Annotated in this window: 13 protein-coding genes; all 13 read right to left on the minus strand. The window is 65.6% G+C overall.

The genetic code is table 11. The annotated features are described in order from the left end of the window. Nucleotides 1–36: 36 nt before the first annotated feature. The 13 genes from ABFE16_04995 to ABFE16_05055 all read right to left on the minus strand — a co-directional run bounded on the left by ABFE16_04995 (nt 37) and on the right by ABFE16_05055 (nt 17,259). The gene (locus ABFE16_04995; protein ID MEN6344640.1) at nt 37–2,121 is read right to left on the minus strand and encodes an O-antigen ligase family protein; all 2,085 of its coding nucleotides are present in this window, start codon (nt 2,119–2,121) and stop codon (nt 37–39) included. Between the two features lie 10 nt (nt 2,122–2,131). After that, nucleotides 2,132–3,049 carry a glycosyltransferase family 2 protein gene (locus ABFE16_05000; GenBank protein ID MEN6344641.1) on the minus strand — a complete coding sequence of 306 codons (918 nt, stop codon included), beginning with the start codon at nt 3,047–3,049 and terminating at the stop codon, nt 2,132–2,134. Nucleotides 3,050–3,181: 132 nt separating this feature from the next. Then, entirely contained in the window at nt 3,182–3,364 is a 183-nt protein-coding gene (locus ABFE16_05005) for a Trm112 family protein (protein ID MEN6344642.1), read from the minus strand. Nucleotides 3,365–3,397: 33 nt separating this feature from the next. Continuing rightward, nucleotides 3,398–4,279 (minus strand): glycosyltransferase family 2 protein, encoded by an 882-nt coding sequence (locus tag ABFE16_05010; protein MEN6344643.1) that lies wholly within the window; start codon nt 4,277–4,279, stop codon nt 3,398–3,400. 63 nt (nt 4,280–4,342) lie between these two features. After that, on the minus strand, nt 4,343–5,281 hold the full coding sequence (locus ABFE16_05015) for a glycosyltransferase family 2 protein (GenBank protein MEN6344644.1): 939 nt from the start codon (nt 5,279–5,281) through the stop codon (nt 4,343–4,345). Further along, the gene (locus ABFE16_05020) at nt 5,282–5,797 is read right to left on the minus strand and encodes an HAD family hydrolase (GenBank protein ID MEN6344645.1); all 516 of its coding nucleotides are present in this window, start codon (nt 5,795–5,797) and stop codon (nt 5,282–5,284) included. 74 nt (nt 5,798–5,871) lie between these two features. After that, a complete protein-coding gene (locus ABFE16_05025; protein ID MEN6344646.1) occupies nt 5,872–7,518 on the minus strand; it encodes a phospholipid carrier-dependent glycosyltransferase in 1,647 nt (548 codons plus the stop codon). After that, nucleotides 7,515–9,908 (minus strand): hypothetical protein, encoded by a 2,394-nt coding sequence (locus ABFE16_05030; GenBank protein ID MEN6344647.1) that lies wholly within the window; start codon nt 9,906–9,908, stop codon nt 7,515–7,517. Before ABFE16_05030 ends, ABFE16_05025 begins: the two co-directional genes overlap by 4 nt. A gap of 7 nt (nt 9,909–9,915) precedes the next feature. Then, nucleotides 9,916–11,778 (minus strand): hypothetical protein, encoded by a 1,863-nt coding sequence (locus tag ABFE16_05035; GenBank protein MEN6344648.1) that lies wholly within the window; start codon nt 11,776–11,778, stop codon nt 9,916–9,918. Then, nucleotides 11,772–14,009 carry a hypothetical protein gene (locus tag ABFE16_05040; protein MEN6344649.1) on the minus strand — a complete coding sequence of 746 codons (2,238 nt, stop codon included), beginning with the start codon at nt 14,007–14,009 and terminating at the stop codon, nt 11,772–11,774. The genes ABFE16_05035 and ABFE16_05040 overlap by 7 nt, the downstream gene beginning before the upstream one ends. Nucleotides 14,010–14,093: 84 nt before the next feature. After that, a complete protein-coding gene (locus ABFE16_05045) occupies nt 14,094–14,597 on the minus strand; it encodes an EamA family transporter (protein MEN6344650.1) in 504 nt (167 codons plus the stop codon). A gap of 48 nt (nt 14,598–14,645) precedes the next feature. Further along, entirely contained in the window at nt 14,646–15,278 is a 633-nt protein-coding gene (locus ABFE16_05050; protein MEN6344651.1) for a corrinoid protein, read from the minus strand. 151 nt (nt 15,279–15,429) lie between these two features. After that, a complete protein-coding gene (locus ABFE16_05055; protein ID MEN6344652.1) occupies nt 15,430–17,259 on the minus strand; it encodes an ASKHA domain-containing protein in 1,830 nt (609 codons plus the stop codon). Nucleotides 17,260–17,318: the final 59 nt, after the last annotated feature.

Raw genomic sequence — 17,318 nt, forward strand, 5'->3', positions numbered from 1 at the left:
GGCAGCGGTATTTCGACGCCCTCTCCGCCCATACCTTCAGGGGCGAGCGGATTGTTTGCTCCGAGCGGAGTCCTGCAGTTCGTGTGCCTCTTCGGCCGCCCTTTGGACCTTCTCAAGGCGCTGCGGGTCATACTGCCCGGCCATACCGAGGACTTCCTGGAAGCCCTTCTGCGCGTTCAGGTAGGCGTCTGCGGTCTCGATGGCCTTCTGAGCCTCCTGCGCAGTTCGCCGGTAGTCGCCATGCTCTGCGGCATCCCGACCAAGGGCCAGCCACGCGAAGACATAGCTCTCATCGATGAAGAACTCCACCGCCTGCGCGGTACGGACCGGAGTGTCGTACAGGTCGGCGAGACGGCGGTAGGTCGCCAGTGCCTCCTCGTGCTTGCCCTGACGGTCCAGGGTCTCGGCCAGGGCGGCCAGAGCGATCGTCGAGGTCGGCTGGAGCTCCAGGCAATGGCGATAGGTCTCTTCCGCCGCCTTGAGGTCGTTGGCGTCCAGCTGCAGGCGACCCAGACTCAGCCAGTGACTGGGCTCGGTGGGTTGAAGCGCAGCGGCATGGCGTCGCAGGTCCAGGGCCCGCTGCAGGCTTTGCGGGTCGCCGGCCTGCGCATCCCGTTCCTCCAGACGCGACAGCTCTGCCCAGCGGTAGGCATTGAGAGGCAGCACCCGCTCCAGTCGCTGCCGGGCAAGTCCTGTGGCTCCCATGCGGGCCAACTCGCGACCTGCGGCGAGGTTGATCTCGGAGGCGAGGCCAATCCCGGCGGCAAGTGTCAGGAGTACGGAGACCACGGCCACGGACCAGGCAGTCGCAGAGCTCACCGGGGCCTCCTGCTCAGCCGGTGAGTCGGCGGCGGACTCGGTCATGGCAAGCCCGAGCACTCCCCAGAACCCCACCTGGAAGGCGGCAAGATAGAAGGTGTAGTCAACCAGGTTGTGCACCCAGAAGCCTACGGCGGCCCCCACCGCAGCGCCAACGAGAAGCCGGGGAGCCAACTCGCACCGTCCAGCGCGTCGACCTAGGATCCACAGCGTGGCAGCAATACCGCCCAGGAACAGGGCCGTCGCCGGGATGCCGTTCTCGGAGGCCAACTGCAGCGGCGTCTGGTGTGCCTGACGGGTGTAGCCTGCCAGCGCATAGGCCGGCAGCGCCCGGGAGAAGGTACCGGGGCCGAAGCCCAGGAGAGGACGTGCGGCGACCATGTGTAGCGCAGCCTTCCAGGTCCACACACGGAAAGAACTGGAGGACTGCTGAGACGAGAAAGCCGTAACGAGGCGGTTGTGGATTGGTGGGAAGAACAGAGCCGCAAGGATCGCCGCCAGGACGACGCCGAGACTGGCCCAGCGAAGCAGGCGTCCCATGCGAGTGTCTCGACCGGCGCCCAGGAGCGCAAACAGCAGAACGCCGACCAGCGCCGCCAGGAGACCGCCCTTTGAGCCGGTGACCAGCAGTCCGAGGCCGAGAATCAGCGTGGCCGAAGCGAAGATGATCTCCGGGTACCGCGGAGCAGGCTCAGGCTCGGGCTCAGGTTGACGCTTGCGCTTGCCCGGGCTCGCAGCCGGTGGCGCCGGGGTTCGTGACCGTGTCTGTGCACCCAGAACCAGGGCAATCGGAACCGGCAAGAGGAGAGCGAGGTAGCCGCCGAGGCAGTTCGGGTTGTAGAAGGAGCCGAAGGCGCGCCAGCTCGTCTGACCGGCGAGATGCGCCTGGGCCAGGTACTCACGCAGTCCCCACAGGCCGGCGGCAGCGGCCCCGGCCACCAGGCAGTACCACCCCAGACGACGCCAGAAGTCCTCAGCAAGAGCCTGACGGGCCAGCGCGAACACCAGCAGACCGGACAGCATCAAGGCCAGTGCCAGCAGGGACTCGTACAGGGATACAGAACGCCAACAGGCCGCCACGCAGAGCAGCAGACCTGCCCAGAGAAGGTAGTCGGCCGGGTTCTGCAGCAGGTGCAGCCGCCGACGAGCCACTACAACCCAGAGGAACACGGACACGGAGACCGTCAGCAGGAGGGCCAGGGTCTCCCAGGGCTGCAACCGTCCAAGGGCAACCGGGGCAAGCGCCATCAGCGCCAGGAGAAGAACCCGGGAGAGCGTCATGGCTACCTGTGAGGAGCGCATGGCTTGCTCGTCACTCCTCCGCGGGCGGCGGCGTCCCGCCCAAGAGTCGGAGGCGAAGCACTCCCAGACCATGCTGCAAGGTCAGCACGCCCGCGCGAGCCCAGACGCCGAGCCAGACAAGAGCGCCGCTCACGGGACCGCGTGCCAGGTGCTTGCGGTAGAGCCGGTACATGCTTCGGTGGGTGCGCGCGATCGTGCGGAGGACCGCCTGATCGGTGCTGCGTCCGACGAAGTGGGTGATCACGGGTGTCGGGGTGTACAAGACGTCCCAGCCGGTTTTGTGCATCCGCCAGCAGTAGTCCACATCCTCCGAGCCCCAGTAGAAGCTGGTGTCGAGGGTTCCGACCTGTTCCAGGGCTTCGCGTCGGATCATCATGCAGGCGCCCGAGACCCAGTCGACCGGCCGGACCTCGTCGTGTGCCCAGTCCTCCATCAGATAGCAGCTACTGGCTCGTGCCCGAGGAAACAGCGCGCCGAGCCAGGTATTGCGAAACAAGGCTGCGGAGATCGTGGGGAAGCACCGGCAGCTATACTGCAGCCGACCGTCGCCGTATACGAGCTTCGGTCCAATCACTCCGGCAGTGGAATGGGCGTCAGCGAAGGCCACCAGCTCGGCCAGGGCTCCCGGCGGCACAAGCGTATCCGGGTTCAGGAGCAGGACATAGCGACCATGAGCGGAGGCCATCCCCTGCACGTTGGCCGCGGCGAACCCCGCGTTGGTGTCGTTGCGGACAATCAGGACCTCGGGATACCGCTCACCGACCATGTCGAGCGACCCATCAGTGGAGGCGTTGTCGACCACGATGATCTCGTGCGCGAGGCCACCCACTCCGGCGCGCAGAGAGTCCAGACACCGCGAGAGGTCCTCTCTGACGTTCCAACTGACGATGCAGACTGTGAGGTCCATGAAGAGAGTAGGTGCCGCCAATCAGCCAGTCTCGGTCACTGCAGCGTCAGCAATCCCGGCAGGATAGCGCTGCCCTGAGACCGGTGCGTGAGGGACAGGCCGTCGTCTGCCTTCCCCATCGGAGACCCCAAGAGCAATCCCGCCCGTGGCGGCTCAGGACTTCTCCGGCGTCTCGGTGTTCAGCTTCTCGGCCTCGTCGATCAGCATGATGGGGATGTCGTCACGGATCGGGTAGGCCAGCGCGCAGGCTCGGCAGATCAGCTTCTCCCCCGTGTACTCAAGGTCGCCTTTGCACTTGGGGCAAGCCAGGATTGCCAGAAGCTTTGGATCAAGCATGCTCGGACTCCTCCAATTCCGTCGCCGGGCGCCTCAGGAGCGAAGCGAAGCCATCAGGCGGCGCACTCCGTAGGCGATTCGCAGAAGTGTCGTGGCGCCCACATAGGAAAGCCACGGGACCTTGCCCCGGTAGTGTTTGCGGTAGAAGCGCAGGAAGCTGCGGCCCGACTCCGCCACCATCTCACGACGGACCTGACGGGTCGCTGCCCCGTGGTGATGCACGAAGGTTGTGACCGGCGTGTACCAGATCGGCCATCCGGCCTCCCACAGCCGAAGGCACAGATCGACGTCGTTGAAAAACATCGGGAAGGCCTCGTCAAACAGGCCGACTTGCTCCAGCGCCTCGGTGCGAAGCAGCAGCGCTGAAGCCATCGGCTGCTCCACTGCACGCTCCTCGGCGTAGTCCCACCAGGTCATCCGGTACTTGCCGAAGCGCTTCGACTGCGGCCACAGACGGCTTAGTCCCAGGACCTCGTATAACACGACCTCGGGATCCGGGAAGCTGCGGCAACTGGTCTGCAAGCGGCCGTCCGGGTAGACCAGCCGAGGCGCTACCCCGCCGGCGGTAGGATGCCTGTGCATCCATTCCACCAGCGCCACCAGCCCCTCGGGCGGCACCCGGATATCACTGTTGAGCAGCAGCTTCAGCGGCGCCGTTGCCGCCTCAAGCGCCTGGTTGTTACCCGCTGCGTAGAAGCGGTTCTCCTTGTTCGCCTGCAACTGGACCTGCGGGAACTGCTCGCGCACCATCTCCGCGCTTCCGTCGGCGGAGGCGTTGTCGATGACAAGTACCTGCAGCGCAAGATCGCCCTGCGCAGCGAAGATGCTGGTCAAGGCCTCGCGCAGGAGCTCCCGCGTGTTCCAGGTGACGATGCAGATCGATAGATCCGGTTCGGCAGTGGCGCTCAGGCTCAGCGCACCCTCTCAAGGCCCTGGGAAGACGTGTGAATCGCTCTACGTTGTGCGGACGCCACGACCTCAGTGTCCACGAGGGGCGACTCCCAGCGCGGTCCGCAGCAGCAGCCACTCCGTTGACGCTCGCCGCGCGGTCTGTTCCTTGCGCGACCACAGCACCGAGGCCAGACCATACCACACAGCCTTCGGCAACGCTGCGATCGTGGCCATGGCTCGCAGAACGAAGGAGCTCAGCGGCCCGTGATGCTTCCGGAAGTAGCGGAAGGCGGCCCGATGGACCGGGACGACCTCATCGGCTTCCTTGCTGGTCCAGGAGCGCCCGGGATGGTGCAGAATCGTTGCGGTCGGCAGGTACCAGCGCTCGAAGCCCTGCCGCGCCAGCCGCTTCTGCCAATCCAGTTCGGCGCCCTGCAGGAAGAAGCCCTCATCGAGCGGCCCGACCTTCTCCCAGGCAGTACGAGTGAACATGACGGCAGCGCCGCTGAGCCAATCGACCGCCCGGGGCTCAGCATGGTCCCACCAGGACATCTCGAGGTGCCCGAAGACCTTGCTGCCGCTGAAGGCCGTCGACAGGCCGGTGAGATTCCACAGGGCGTTCATCAGCGTAGGGAACTCACGGCAGGACATCTCCGGCTGAGCGTCCGGCTGGAGTAGTTTCGGGCCGACCGCACCGATCCACGGTCGCTCACGCACGAACCGCAGCAGGCCGTCGAAGGCGTCATGGGTCAAGAGGGTGTCGGGGTTCAGCATCATCAGGGTCTTCCCCGAACTCGCCTCGAAGCCCTGGTTGCAGGCGACCGAGAAGCCCCGGTTATCGGGGTTCAGTATGCTACGCGCCCAGTAGAGCTCGGAGCGCAGCATCTCCGGCGTCCCGTCTGTCGAACCGTTGTCGACGACGATCACCTCATGCTCAACCGTCGGGCGGTGAGCACGAAGGCTCTCGAGACACTCCCGGAGCTTGTCCTTGCACTGGTAGCTGACGATGCAAATCGATAGATCCATCTACTCTGCACTAACCCCCTGGAACCTCTCGTTCCATGTCATGATCAGTTCGCAGATCTCACGGATGGCCCCGTGCCCGCCGTTGCGGCTGAGGACGAGACTGGCAGCCTCTCGCACCTCGGGCACGGCATCGGCAGGACACGCGCTGAACCCCGCCGCAGACATCCCCGGCAGGTCATTGAGGTCGTCGCCCATGTATACGATCTCGTCCGGACAAAGGCCATGCTCCTTCAGCACTGCCTGCACACAGGCCCCCTTCTCCTCAACGCCCGAACATACCTGATCAATTCCCAGGCGGCGAGCGCGGGCACGGGTGATGTCCGAGTCGTCGCCCGTCACCCACACTACCCGGACGCCCGACTCGCGCACCAGGGCCACAATATAACCATCCTTCACATCAAACCGCTTCATGGCCTGGCCCCGCTGGTCGAAGTACATGCCGCCATCGGTCCAGACGCCATCGACGTCAGTAAGCAGAGCGCGAATCCTGGCTTTCGGACAAGCAATCTCGGGCAAGGAACAGACCTCTTTCAGACCGGGGCCGGCTCGCGATCAGCAGCACAGTCCCACCGGTAGAAGCTCAAAGGCAGTCAAGGCGTCTGACTGCCGCGAAGCCGGAAGACGTAGATCAGCGGCACCCCGTCCACGCCGTCGGTGTAGACCGGCTGCTGTGTCGCAATCAGGTTGCGGGTGAGGTCGCTGAGCTCCGTCGGTTTGTTTTGGGTCACAGCAAAATCGGAGCTTGCAGAGCCCTGCGGCCCCGACGAGAAGTGCAGATCCGGTCGCAGTGGCCCCAGCTCAAAGAGCCGGAAGGCACTCTCATACCCCATCGGCTCAACCCAGACCGTGGCGCCCTGAGGCGCGTTGCCCGCCAGCCACAGGGCCGCGCTGCGGTAGCTGTCGCCCCAGTAGGTCGGCTCCATCCCCAGTCGCGTGGCTCCCGGCAATCCTCCGACAAGGGCATTATAGTATGACAAGTGGAAGGGTGTGAACCTCCCCGTTGCCGCCAGGGGGCCGATCAGAGCCAGAAACAGCGCCAGGGCCACCACTTTGGGGCGCTGTTCGGCCTGACCAAAGCGCGCCACCAAGGGCCGCAACAGACTGCTGAATCCTACCGCGGCAAGCGTCGCCATAAACGGAAAAATCGGCAGGAACAGCCGCACACCGTTGTACTTGGGCGAAGTGGGCAGGCAACTGGGCACGAGGTTGACCACCAGGCTCCAGGCCGCGAGGACCAGGAAGGACCGGTGCATAGGCTCCAGCCGGCGCACTCTGAACAGCACCGCCAGACCAACCAGCGCCAGCAGCAAGGTGACCGGCGGCGTGGTGATGGTGGTCATCACCAGCGGGTAGTGCCAGGGCGCGACTTGGTACACCTTCCCGAAGTAGGTCACCGCGATCTCCCAGTGCCGGAAGTGGAACTGGAAGTACTCGGAGAAGCGTGTCGCTGTGTCATGCCACAGCCAGGGCCAGGTCCCCAGGAACACCAGAGGGCCCAGGACCGCATAGGAGGCGGCCAGCTTTGCGAGGTGCCGCCGAGCGTACACCAGCGCCCAGGGAAAGACTGCGAAGGGGACAAAGAAGGCGTTCAGCTTCGTCCCAAGGGCCAGTCCCCACAGCAATCCGGCCAGCAGCGACCAGCGCCAGGCAGGGCTCAGACGTCGCCTGGGAGCCTGCTCCTTTCCCACTGTCGTTCCTGAAGTTCCGGCGTAGGCCGCACGCCAGGTGGCTGCGATCGTCAGCAGGCACATCGCCATGATCGGCGCGTCCAGCGCGGCCAGATGGCAGGCAGCGAAGACATGGGGCATCAGCAGGAGAGCGCCGACTGCATAGAGACCGGCCGCACGTCCCCACAACGGCGCCACGAACAGGTACAAGGCCGCCAGACACAGGGCTGCCAGCAGATTCGTGCCGGTGCGCAGGGCCTCGCTGGACCCGGTCAGACTGGCGACCGTCACCCCGGAGATACCCGTTACGAGCTTGTAGAAGCCCGGGTGCATGTCCGTGGCCTGCCAGTAACGGTCAACCCCCTCGGCACTGATCGCGTAGCCGGGATCGACCGATAGGGCCTTAAGCCACTCGACGGCCTGCATCGACTTCGACTGGTAGATCGGCTCGTCGTAGGTGATGCCGTACAGCGAGTTCGTGGCGGCCAGAAGCAGGAAGGAGATCACACCGATCAGCGCGGCAATCCAGCCGTGATGAAGCCTCCGCGACGGCGCTGCAGTGTCGCTCACTGCCTGCACCCCCTGTTCGTCCCGGAAGCGACCGCCACTCCCACCAAGACCGCCGCCGCCAGCAGCGTAAGGAACCCGCCAACCCAGAAGGTCGCGGGCACGTACACAAATCGCACCGGCGAGGAGTCGGATCTCGTCTGCACGGCCCTCAGGACGCCGTCAGCCCTCTGCACCGGCAGCTCCTGAGCTCCCTGGAAGGCATGCCAGCCGGGATAGTACGCATCCGCCAGCACCATCACCTGTCCCGGTCGGAAGCTGGAGCCCAGGCTCAGCGCCTCGGGATACTGCTCCTCGACGATGACCGACCCGGTGGGTGGAGCTACCCTCGAGAAGGGAGCTGCACTGGACACCACAGCGGCCTCCCGCGGGCGGAAATCAGGCGAACAGACCCGTTCCGAGACCGCCTCCGGGGCGACGGTCTCCTGCTTCGACACCGCAAAGGCCCGGGGGAGTACCTCCGTGTTCTCGTACAGGTACCCCTCGTCATCAGACAGCAGCCTCAGCCCTGTCACGCCCTCCAGCGGCACGCCGGAGTACACGAACCGCGCACCCAGCAGGTCGACCACGGGACTGCCGGGATCGGGCTGCGCGAATCCATAGCACTCGCTGGAGATCGCGGTCAGAAGCCGCCGATAGGCACCGATCTCGAGCGATTCCGAGCCCTGCACATCGCGCAGGCCGACGATCATCGCCGTGTTGGGCGACATCCTGCGCAGAGCATCGCGACCGAGAGTGAGGATACGGGAGCCCGGCTCGGCGGCCTTCATGCGCTCGATCACCGGCGACCGTATGGAGAGGTAGGCCGGGTTGACCGAGGGCGTGAAACGGTCCACGAACAGCCCCAGGTCGAGCACCAGGCCGACCAGCACGACCGTCGTGCCCAGCTTCGGACTGCGCACGGCGATCAGCGAGCCGACCACTGCCGCCGATAGGAACCCCACGAACCGCAGCACCTGGTGCGTGGTGTACTGACCCAGGCCCGGTAGCTGCACCTCGAGGCCGCCCGTGTACATCCATGCCCAGCCGCCGGCGACAAGCCCCAGCAGGCCGACCTCCAGCGCGGAACGGCTGAGCGCTCGCACGGCAGCACCGGGGTCCTTCGCGGACGTGTCAAGCAGCGCGCTGAGTCCCATCGCCCCCAGGACGGAGATCGCCACCGACACCAGCAGCACCGCGCGGCTGATTCCAGCCAGCGAGCGGTACCCGGGGACCAGGAAGTACAAGGGTGCGTTCAGGTGCGTCCCGGTGGCCAGCAGCACTCCCACGACAGCGAGGCAGACCCAGAAGAGGGCCTCGCGACGGCTCCTGAGGAAGCCTATCGGAGCCAGGAGAAGCGGCGCGACCCCGACGTAGAAAGCGCCCTCCATGTAGGCCTTATACCCGCGACCCAGATAGTCGCCCCAGTCATTGGTATCTACTGGACTGCCCAGCAGATTCGGTGAGAAGACCGTCAGCAGTCGCGCTAAAGGCAGACCGTTGGCCAGCAAGTCCGCGTAGCTCATACCGGCAGCACGTGAGGATACCCTCGTCAGCTCCAGCACAGGCAGCAACTGGGCCGCCGCCAGCAGTCCTCCCGCAAGTACCGCAGCAAAGGCCGCTACCGCCGCCTGGACCGCAAAGCGCCGCTCACCCTCGCGGTACAGCACTACGCAGCGGAAGAGCAGGTACGCCGCCACGGTGATCAGCACGTACAGGGAGATGTGGAGCTGTCCCGCCAAGAACTGCAGCCCCACCAGGAGCGCGCAGAGAGCCAGCAAACTTGGTCGACGGGACCGCAGGAAGGTCTCGCAGGCAGCCAGGATGCCCGGAATCCACAGGGGTACTGAACGACAAGGCGGCACCGTCAGCCACCCGACCACGAAGCCGTTGAACATGAAAGCTATGGCGCCCAGGAGGCAGGCGATCCAGCGCAGCCCCAGAACCCGCAGGAACCAGTACATCAGACTGCCGCCGGTGAAGAAGGCCAGCGAACTCGCCCAGCCCAGGGCCCTCTGTGTCGGCATCAGGGCGTGCAGCCAGGTCTCCGGGTAGAGGACCGCGGAGAGGTTGTTGGCCAGGAAGGGCGTGCCGCACAGCTCGTAAGGGTTCCACAGCGGGAACTGCCCCTGCCGCAATCGCTCCCCGGCATACTGGCGCCACGGGTAGTACTGCTGCAGAGAGTCTAGCACCGGATTGTGCACCCGCTGGAACTCGGGGAACTCCGCAGCATGGTGCCTCCCGGGCTCCATGAGCAGCAGCAGATCGCCGGGCACCAGCGCCTTGCCGGTGAGGTTCGCACGCCACAGCACCCCGACTGCAAGGGCAGCCAGGATCGCCAGGGCGGCGAGGTCGGCCCATCGCTCACGGCGCCGGGAGCCGGGCAGGTTGTCGCTGAGTGTAGCAGCCTTCATGGTGCGCTCACGGGGTCCGTTCGTAGATGCGGACCTCGGCATTGTGATAGGCCAGTCGCAGGCCCGGAAGCCCCTCGCAGGGATCAGTGGGACTCGCGCCGGTCATGGCTTCCTGCAAAACCCGCTCCTGCGGTCCCCACCACACGAAACGCGGATTCCAGGTAGACAGCAGAGCCTCACGGGCGGGCGCAGGACTCGCCGGCTGGTAGAACCGCCCGACCTCGGCCGCGAAGACCGGAAAATCCAGCGTCTCCGCCCAGTGCCCAATCACCAGCAGGCAGCGTGCATAGGCCGGCACATGGCAGCCGGTGAGGCTGGAACTGAGCAGGATATCGTCCTCGGTGCAGTTCCGCCCCAACCACTGCATGGCCTCCACTTCGTCATCAGACAGGTACATCGGTGGGGCCAGCACCCCGAGCAGGTTGCGGTTGTTGGCCGCCACCTGTCGCAGACACCCCTGCACGAACAGGAGGTTCGAGGGCACCGTCGCCACCACGATCGCACCAACCACCATCGCACGAACCGGGTAGCTCAGAGTGACGGCACCTCTGCCCCCGGTGCTCTTGCGGTGTCCGAGGACTGACGCCAGCGCGAACCCACCCAGAATCGACAGGCCCAGATGCAGGCCCTCGATCATCTTGCGCTGGAAGGAAACAGGCAGGTAGAGGCAGGCGGCGACCGCCGCCACGTAGGCGACCAGGAACCACGGTCGCCAGTCGCCCGCGTCGCGACGCTGCCGGTCGCCCATCACCCACAGCACCAGAAGCGGCAGCGCGAAGACCGGCATCCGGCACAGGATAGTCGGCGCCTGTACCAACTCGAGTACCAGACCCAGCACGCCCAGCGCGAGGGCAATCCAGAAGGCCAGGGTGACCCGCCGACGCGTGCTCCTGTCCTCACCAGCAAGAGCCCAGACGCCGCCCAGTGCCAGCAGCAAGACCAAGCCGTAGCCCACTGCCAGGTCAACCGGTCGCGCTGTGAGCGTCGGCGTGCTGATCTTGGCCAGGTAGGCGGGATCGACGTGTGCTGTGTACTGCGCCCACAAAGGCGACGCCGCCGAGACAAGGGCTACCACCGCGTACCGCCCCAGGGCAGAGCCGAGCGCAAGCCGTCCCGTCCACCAGCCCGCCACCAGCCACAGGAGCACAGCCAGATGCACCGGGACGATGTCGTAGCCGTGCACATTGCCCAGGAGCAGGAGCAGCAGGCCGGTCCAGAGCGCAGCCTGCCTGGCCTCAGGATCCGTCACCCGGCTCCCCTGCAGCAAGGTCAGGGCCAGGAGGCCGGTGGCGAAAGAGAACAGCGGGTTGAGCAGCAAGCAAAGGAAGGTGACGGCCTCGGGCTGCGCCTGCCAGCCCTCCGCGACGTCCATCGGGTACAAGGGGACACCGGCCACCGCTCCCCCCTGCCCCATCAGCACCACAACCCAGCCCAGACCCGAGGAGAGACTTGCCAGCGCCAGGGCCGCTGCTCGTGCCCGACGATCCGCCGTCAATTCGGCCGCCAGCAGGTACAGGCACAGGAGGCAGAAGACGCCACACACGTAGCGAGCACCCGCGAGGACCCTTTGCCCAGTCATGCCGGTGTGCGCGCAGACCCGGCCCAGGCTCCAGAGGAACACGTTCACGAAATGCGGCGACTGGTTCTTGACGGTGTACTGATTCCGCAGCAGGAACCGACCCTCAGATGCCTGCCGAACCCACTGCAGGTACACGTTCCCCTCGTCTACACCCCATAGGAACCCGGCGAAATGCTGCCCGGGTCCAGCAGCCTTCTGCGCCGCACGGTACGGCAGACCAGTCAGCGCCATCACGGCCACCGACCACAGCAGCACCAACGCCATCTCAAGCAAGGTCACGCGCTTCAGCACCGGGCATCGCCGCCCGCCCGTCGCCGCTGAGCGAGTGAGAAGGCCCCCAGACCGGCGATCGCAGCACTCCCCAGGAGCATCAGAAACAGGCCGGATAGGACGGTACTCGGGACGAAGGCCAGCAGTACCCGGCAAGCAGGCCCTGCGTTGACGGCAATGCCCTGGAAGGTCTCGCCGACGGTCATCACCGGCATCGGCACCCCGCCAACCCAGGCGTGCCATCCCGGGTAGGCCGTGTTCGTGACGATCAGCACTTTCGAGCGGTCCCGCGTGGGCAGTGCCAGGTCATAGCGATTGCACGTGCCCGGGTCGCCGAAGGGCACGATCTGACGCAAGGAGGGCGATCCATAGGCCAGCCGCTGGAGGACATCGCCCTTGCCCGGAAGCTCGGGATCGGTCAGGAAGGCACGCGAGAAGGCCTGCGGATTCTCCCGCACTAACAGGCCATCCGCCCGGAACCAGCCGTCCTCCGAGGTCCCGACCTGTCCACCGTCTCGCGTGGCAATCCAGCGCACCCCGAGCAGACTCAGGAGCGGCGAGGCAGTGTTCTCCAGCAAGATCATGTTCCCGTTGGCCAGCGGGGCCACATCCGTCGGCGTCTGCCGGCCCTCGTTCTCCAGCCGCACCGCGAAACTGCGGTAGCGTGCCGGGAACAGCGAGTCGTACCCGTCGATGCTCTCCAGGCCCTCGTAGGCGGTCGCGCTGTTCGGCGGAAGCACGGCATCGGGCCGCTGCACAAGGCCCCAGTGACCGCGCTCGGTCACCGCCAGCATCCTGTCACCGGGCTGCCGCAACTGCTGTAGTTTGCGGGTGACCGCGGTGTCGGGGTACAGACGTGCCCATGGAACTGAGGGCAGCGTTCGCCAACCCCAGGTGAACAGGTCGAGGACGAGCAAGAGCAAAGCAACCGGTCCGACCAGCCTCGCCAGACCAGACAGGCTGCCCGATACCCGCTCGGACAGCCGCAGCAGAGCCTGCAGGCCCACTCCGGCGAGAACCGCCACCGCGAAGGTGTACAGGCACAGCAGACGTGGGAATCCACCGGCGAGCCCAAGCTTGGGAATGCCGAAGTACAGCAGCCGTGCCGGGAGTCCTCCCATGGCCGCCCACAGCGTCAGAGCGGCGGCAACAGCAAAGCCCCAGCGCCAGCGACTCTTGCCCGCAACCAGGCCAAAGAGCGCCAGCAGCACGGCCGGCAGGCCCACATAGCCGCAACGCTCCCCATAGGCAGCACCCCGTGCGACCGTTGCGCCGAGGTAGTCACCACGGGCCGGGTTGCCCAGGGCATCGGGCAGAAGCAAGGTCAGCAGTTCTGCGGGCTTGAGCGCCCCTTCGATGTGGAACTGCAGGCCCTCAGCGGTCGCTGTACCGGCGCCACGGGGCGACTGCTGCCCCAGTTCGAGCGTCGGCAGTACCTGCGCAGCCCCCAGCGCCACCCCAAGCACAAGACCGGCAGCCAGAGGCAGACAGGGCAGCCGCTGAGGGCAACGTCCGGCGTGGTTGCGAGACACCTGCACGGCCAGCCGCAAGAGCGCGTACAGACCGACCGCAAGCAACACATAGGCAGCGATCTGCAAGTGCCCGGCAAGAAGCGTCATCCCTGCTGACAGCCCGAGAACGGCTGTACCAACCGGAGCCCTACGCCTGAAGGTCAGTTCGATGCCCAGAAGCCCACCCGGCAGCCAGGTAGCGCAGTTCATCAGCGTGGGCAGCGGCACCCAGCCGATCATGAAGCCGCCGAAACTGAAGGCGACCGCCGAGACCATCGCCGCCCAGAGGGCAAGCCCGATCGTGCGGGCATACAGAAAAGTCAGGAGGAGTGCGAGACAGAAGTGGACTGCGGCGGAGGCTGCAAGGCCCCGGCGCGCGTCGAGCACGGCATACAGCCAGTTGGGAGGATACAGCATCGCCGACTGGCCGTTGCCGACGAAGGGGTAGCCGCAGAGCTGCGCCGGGTTCCACAGCGGCCACTCGCCCCGCGACAGCGAACGATGAAGCTGGAGGCGCCAGGGGTAGAACTGGGCGACCCCATCCCACCAGAGCGCATCCCACTGGGCGGGGTCACGAACCGGCTCTTGCGAGGCCACCCAGGGAAGCATCCAGCTCTGCTGGTCTGCGGGCACAGGCACCTGTCCCCGCAGAAGCCACGGGCTCCAGAAGACGAGGGCAAGAGCGACCAGCGCACAGGCCGCCCAGAGGTCGGCCCGCCTGGACAGAAGGCGCGAGGACATGGCGGCATTCCTCTTCGGGAACGAAAAGAGCCGGCAGGAGCCGGCCCCATTGTAGCGGAGATGAGGGATGCTGCAAAGGCGTGCTCAGGGAGTGCCGCTGCCCGGCAGCGAAGTGCTGGAGGCCTGAGCCGTGGTCGGTGCCGTCGGCGTCTCGCTGCCGTTGTGGTCATAGCTGAGCGCCAGCACGACAACGCCGGTCAGGATGATCGCCAGCGCCGCAATGCGCAGCGGCGGGATCGTCTCATCGAAGACCTTCCAGGATATGAGCACTACCAGGACGTAGCTGAGCGCCACCATGGGGTAGGCGTAGCTGAGCGGCAGCCGCTTGAGCGCAAGCAGATAGACCAGTGAGCTGAGCCCGTAGCAGAAGAACCCCATGAACACACGGAAGTTGCAGACCGCGGACAGCAGAATGGTCACCGCAGACGCGTCTTCAGGCAACTGTCGCAGTCCTGACTTCAGCAGGACCTGACCGATTGCACCCAGCGAGATGGCGACCAGCAGGATAAGGAAGAACGGGAGCATGTTGGGGCGTGCGGATGTCTCCATAGGTTTGCCGGCAATCAGGAAGCAGATAAGCTGGGCCACACAGAAGACTGCATGGCCCAGCCCTTCAGCAATAGTGGTAGGAGGGGACTAACCCTTCAGTTCGTTGGCTACGTCCACAGCAGAGGCGGCGTCCGGGGCATAGCCGTCGGCGCCGATCTCGTCAGCGTAGTTCTGCGTAACCGGAGCGCCACCGATCATGACCTTGACCCTGTCACGAACGCCGGCCTCGGCCAGCGCGTCGATGGTATCCTTCATGGACGGCATCGTGGTGGTCAGCAGAGCCGAGAGGGCGATGATGCCGACGCCCTTCGCGTTGACTGACTCGACGAACTTCTCCGGTGACACATCGACGCCGAGGTCCACGACTTCGAAGCCGCCACCCTCAAGCATCATGGCCACAAGGTTCTTGCCGATATCGTGAAGGTCGCCCTTAACGGTGCCAATGGCGACGACACCGCGCGGCTCAATCCCGGTCTCAGCAAGCAGGGGCTTGACCAGGTCCATGCCGGCGTGCATCGCACGTGCGGCAATGAGGACCTCGGGAACGTAGAACTCGTTGTTCTTGAACTTCGTGCCAACTACCGACATCCCGGCGATTAGGCCCTCGTTGATAACGTCTGCCGGGGCCACGCCATCATCGAGCGCAGCCTTTGTCAGCTTTGTCGCCTCGTCGCGTTTTCCCTGGATGATAGCGTCCGCCAAGGCTTGCAGATCCGCCATTTTGGGTCTACCTCCCTGTGGCTTTCCTCCCGGCCAGCACGCCGGTAGCAGCAACCTGATAATACTAACCGATTCGGCCCTTGCGCTGCAAGGGCTTGAGGCCCTTTCGAAGGTCCGGTAAGGCACGGAGGGTAGCGCTTGCGCTCAAAGACTACGGAAAGACCATTGCATCCATGAAAGCCATCTGGAACTGCGGCAGCCGTGACAGCTCCACGTGCTCTGCCGCTGCCGCAAGCTCAGCAGCACGCCGGCGCTCCTCCAGGGAGATCAGGGCAAGCAAAGCACCGGCTCCCGCAGCATTCCCGACGCCCTTGATGCGCTCCACCGGCACCGGTGGGAGCATGCCCATTCGTAGAGCGCTCACCGGGTCGACGTAGTTCCCGAAGGCACCGGCAAGGAGCACCTCGCCGAGCTCTTCGGGCTCGAGCTCAGCCATCTCCAGGAGCAGATCGACCGCCGCGCGCACCGCACCCTTGGCTAGCTGGATCTGCCGCACATCGCGCTGTGACAGGTACACGGGAGACGCGTCGTCGGGATCGCTGAGGATGAAGCGGCGTGTGTTGCCTTCGCCCACGAGTCGTTGGGCGACCTGCGGCGAGGTACCTGCCGGCAACTGCCCGTCGACGAACCGACCGGAGCTCTCCACTACGCCGAGTTCGAGGACCCGCGCCACTGCATCGAACAGCCCTGAGCCGCAGATGCCTGTTGGCTGCTGCCCACCGATGGTCTGGATCTCGATGCCCTCATCCTTGAGGCGCACATGCTCGATCGCACCGGGCGCGGCCCGCATGCCATGCTCGATCTGAGCCCCTTCAAAGGCCGGACCGGCGGCGCAGGAGGCGACCAGCAGCTTGCCCTTCGCCCACAGCGCAACCTCACCGTTGGTGCCGATATCGATGGCAAGAACCGGATGGCCCCGATCGAGCATATCCGTCGCCAGGATCACGCCGACCGTGTCCGCACCGACGAACCCGGCGATGGTCGGCAGACAGAACACGCTGCCTCGCGGATGCATGGCGATACCGGCCTCGGCCGGTGCCAACTCGTGAGCGCGTGTGGTCACGGGGATGTAGGGCGCCTGAGCCAGGTTCCGAGGGTCAAGGCCCATGAACAGGTGGTTCATCGCCGTGTTCCCGACGATCGTGACCTCGTAGAGGTCCTCGGTCCGGCAGCCACACTTTCCCAGGGCTTCGGCGATGATCCCATTGATGGTCTGCAGGACCAGCCCACGCAGCGTCTCTACACCATCTTCGTGAGTGCCGCAGTACTCGATGCGGGAGATGACATCCGCTCCGTGCCGTCCCTGTTCATTGTAGGCGGCGGCCGTGGTCAGCGGTCGGCCGGTCAGCAGGTCGACGAGGTAGGCGACGACGGTCGTTGTGCCGATATCGACGGCCACGCCGAGAGTCCTGGGCCGCTGCGAGCCGGGGCGAACGTCCACCAAGCGGCTCCCAACGATGGAGGCAATGACCTCGAAGTCACCTTCGCGCAGGGCTCCGGCCAGCACCCTGAGAGCGGCGGGGCACGCGTGCAGCGTCGCCGTTACCTGCGAGAGGGCGCCATCGAGGCGGTCGAAGTCGCTGCGCTGGTCATGGATGCTGGGGGCCGGCAGCTTGACGTGGATCTGCCGGGCATTCGGGTGGAGCTTGACGGGACGCACCAAGTCGCCGTTGAGGGCCTTCTTGCCGATGACATGGGCTTCTGGCGGTACCTCGATGACTGCGTCGCCCTCGAGCCGGGCCTGACAGGCAAGCCGGCAGCCGCTTTCCAGCTCCTCAGGGGTGAGAAGCTCCACTTCCTCGACGGTCGGCTCGGACAGGGAGCCGGACAGCACGGTCACGCGGCATTTGCCACACTTGCCACGCCCGCCGCAGGGGAGATGGAGACTGAGGTCGGCTTCGTGGGCTGCTTCAGAGACAGTGATAGAGGCTGCGACTGCAGCCTCTATGCCATCGGGCTCAAAGCGAACGTTGACTGTCATGGACGGCAACACACCGCTATCGAGCGTTCGGCGCACCGCAAGGACACCGCCGGTTCGGA

Source organism: Armatimonadia bacterium (assembly GCA_039679385.1).
Classification (GTDB): domain Bacteria; phylum Armatimonadota; class Zipacnadia; order Zipacnadales; family JABUFB01; genus JAJFTQ01.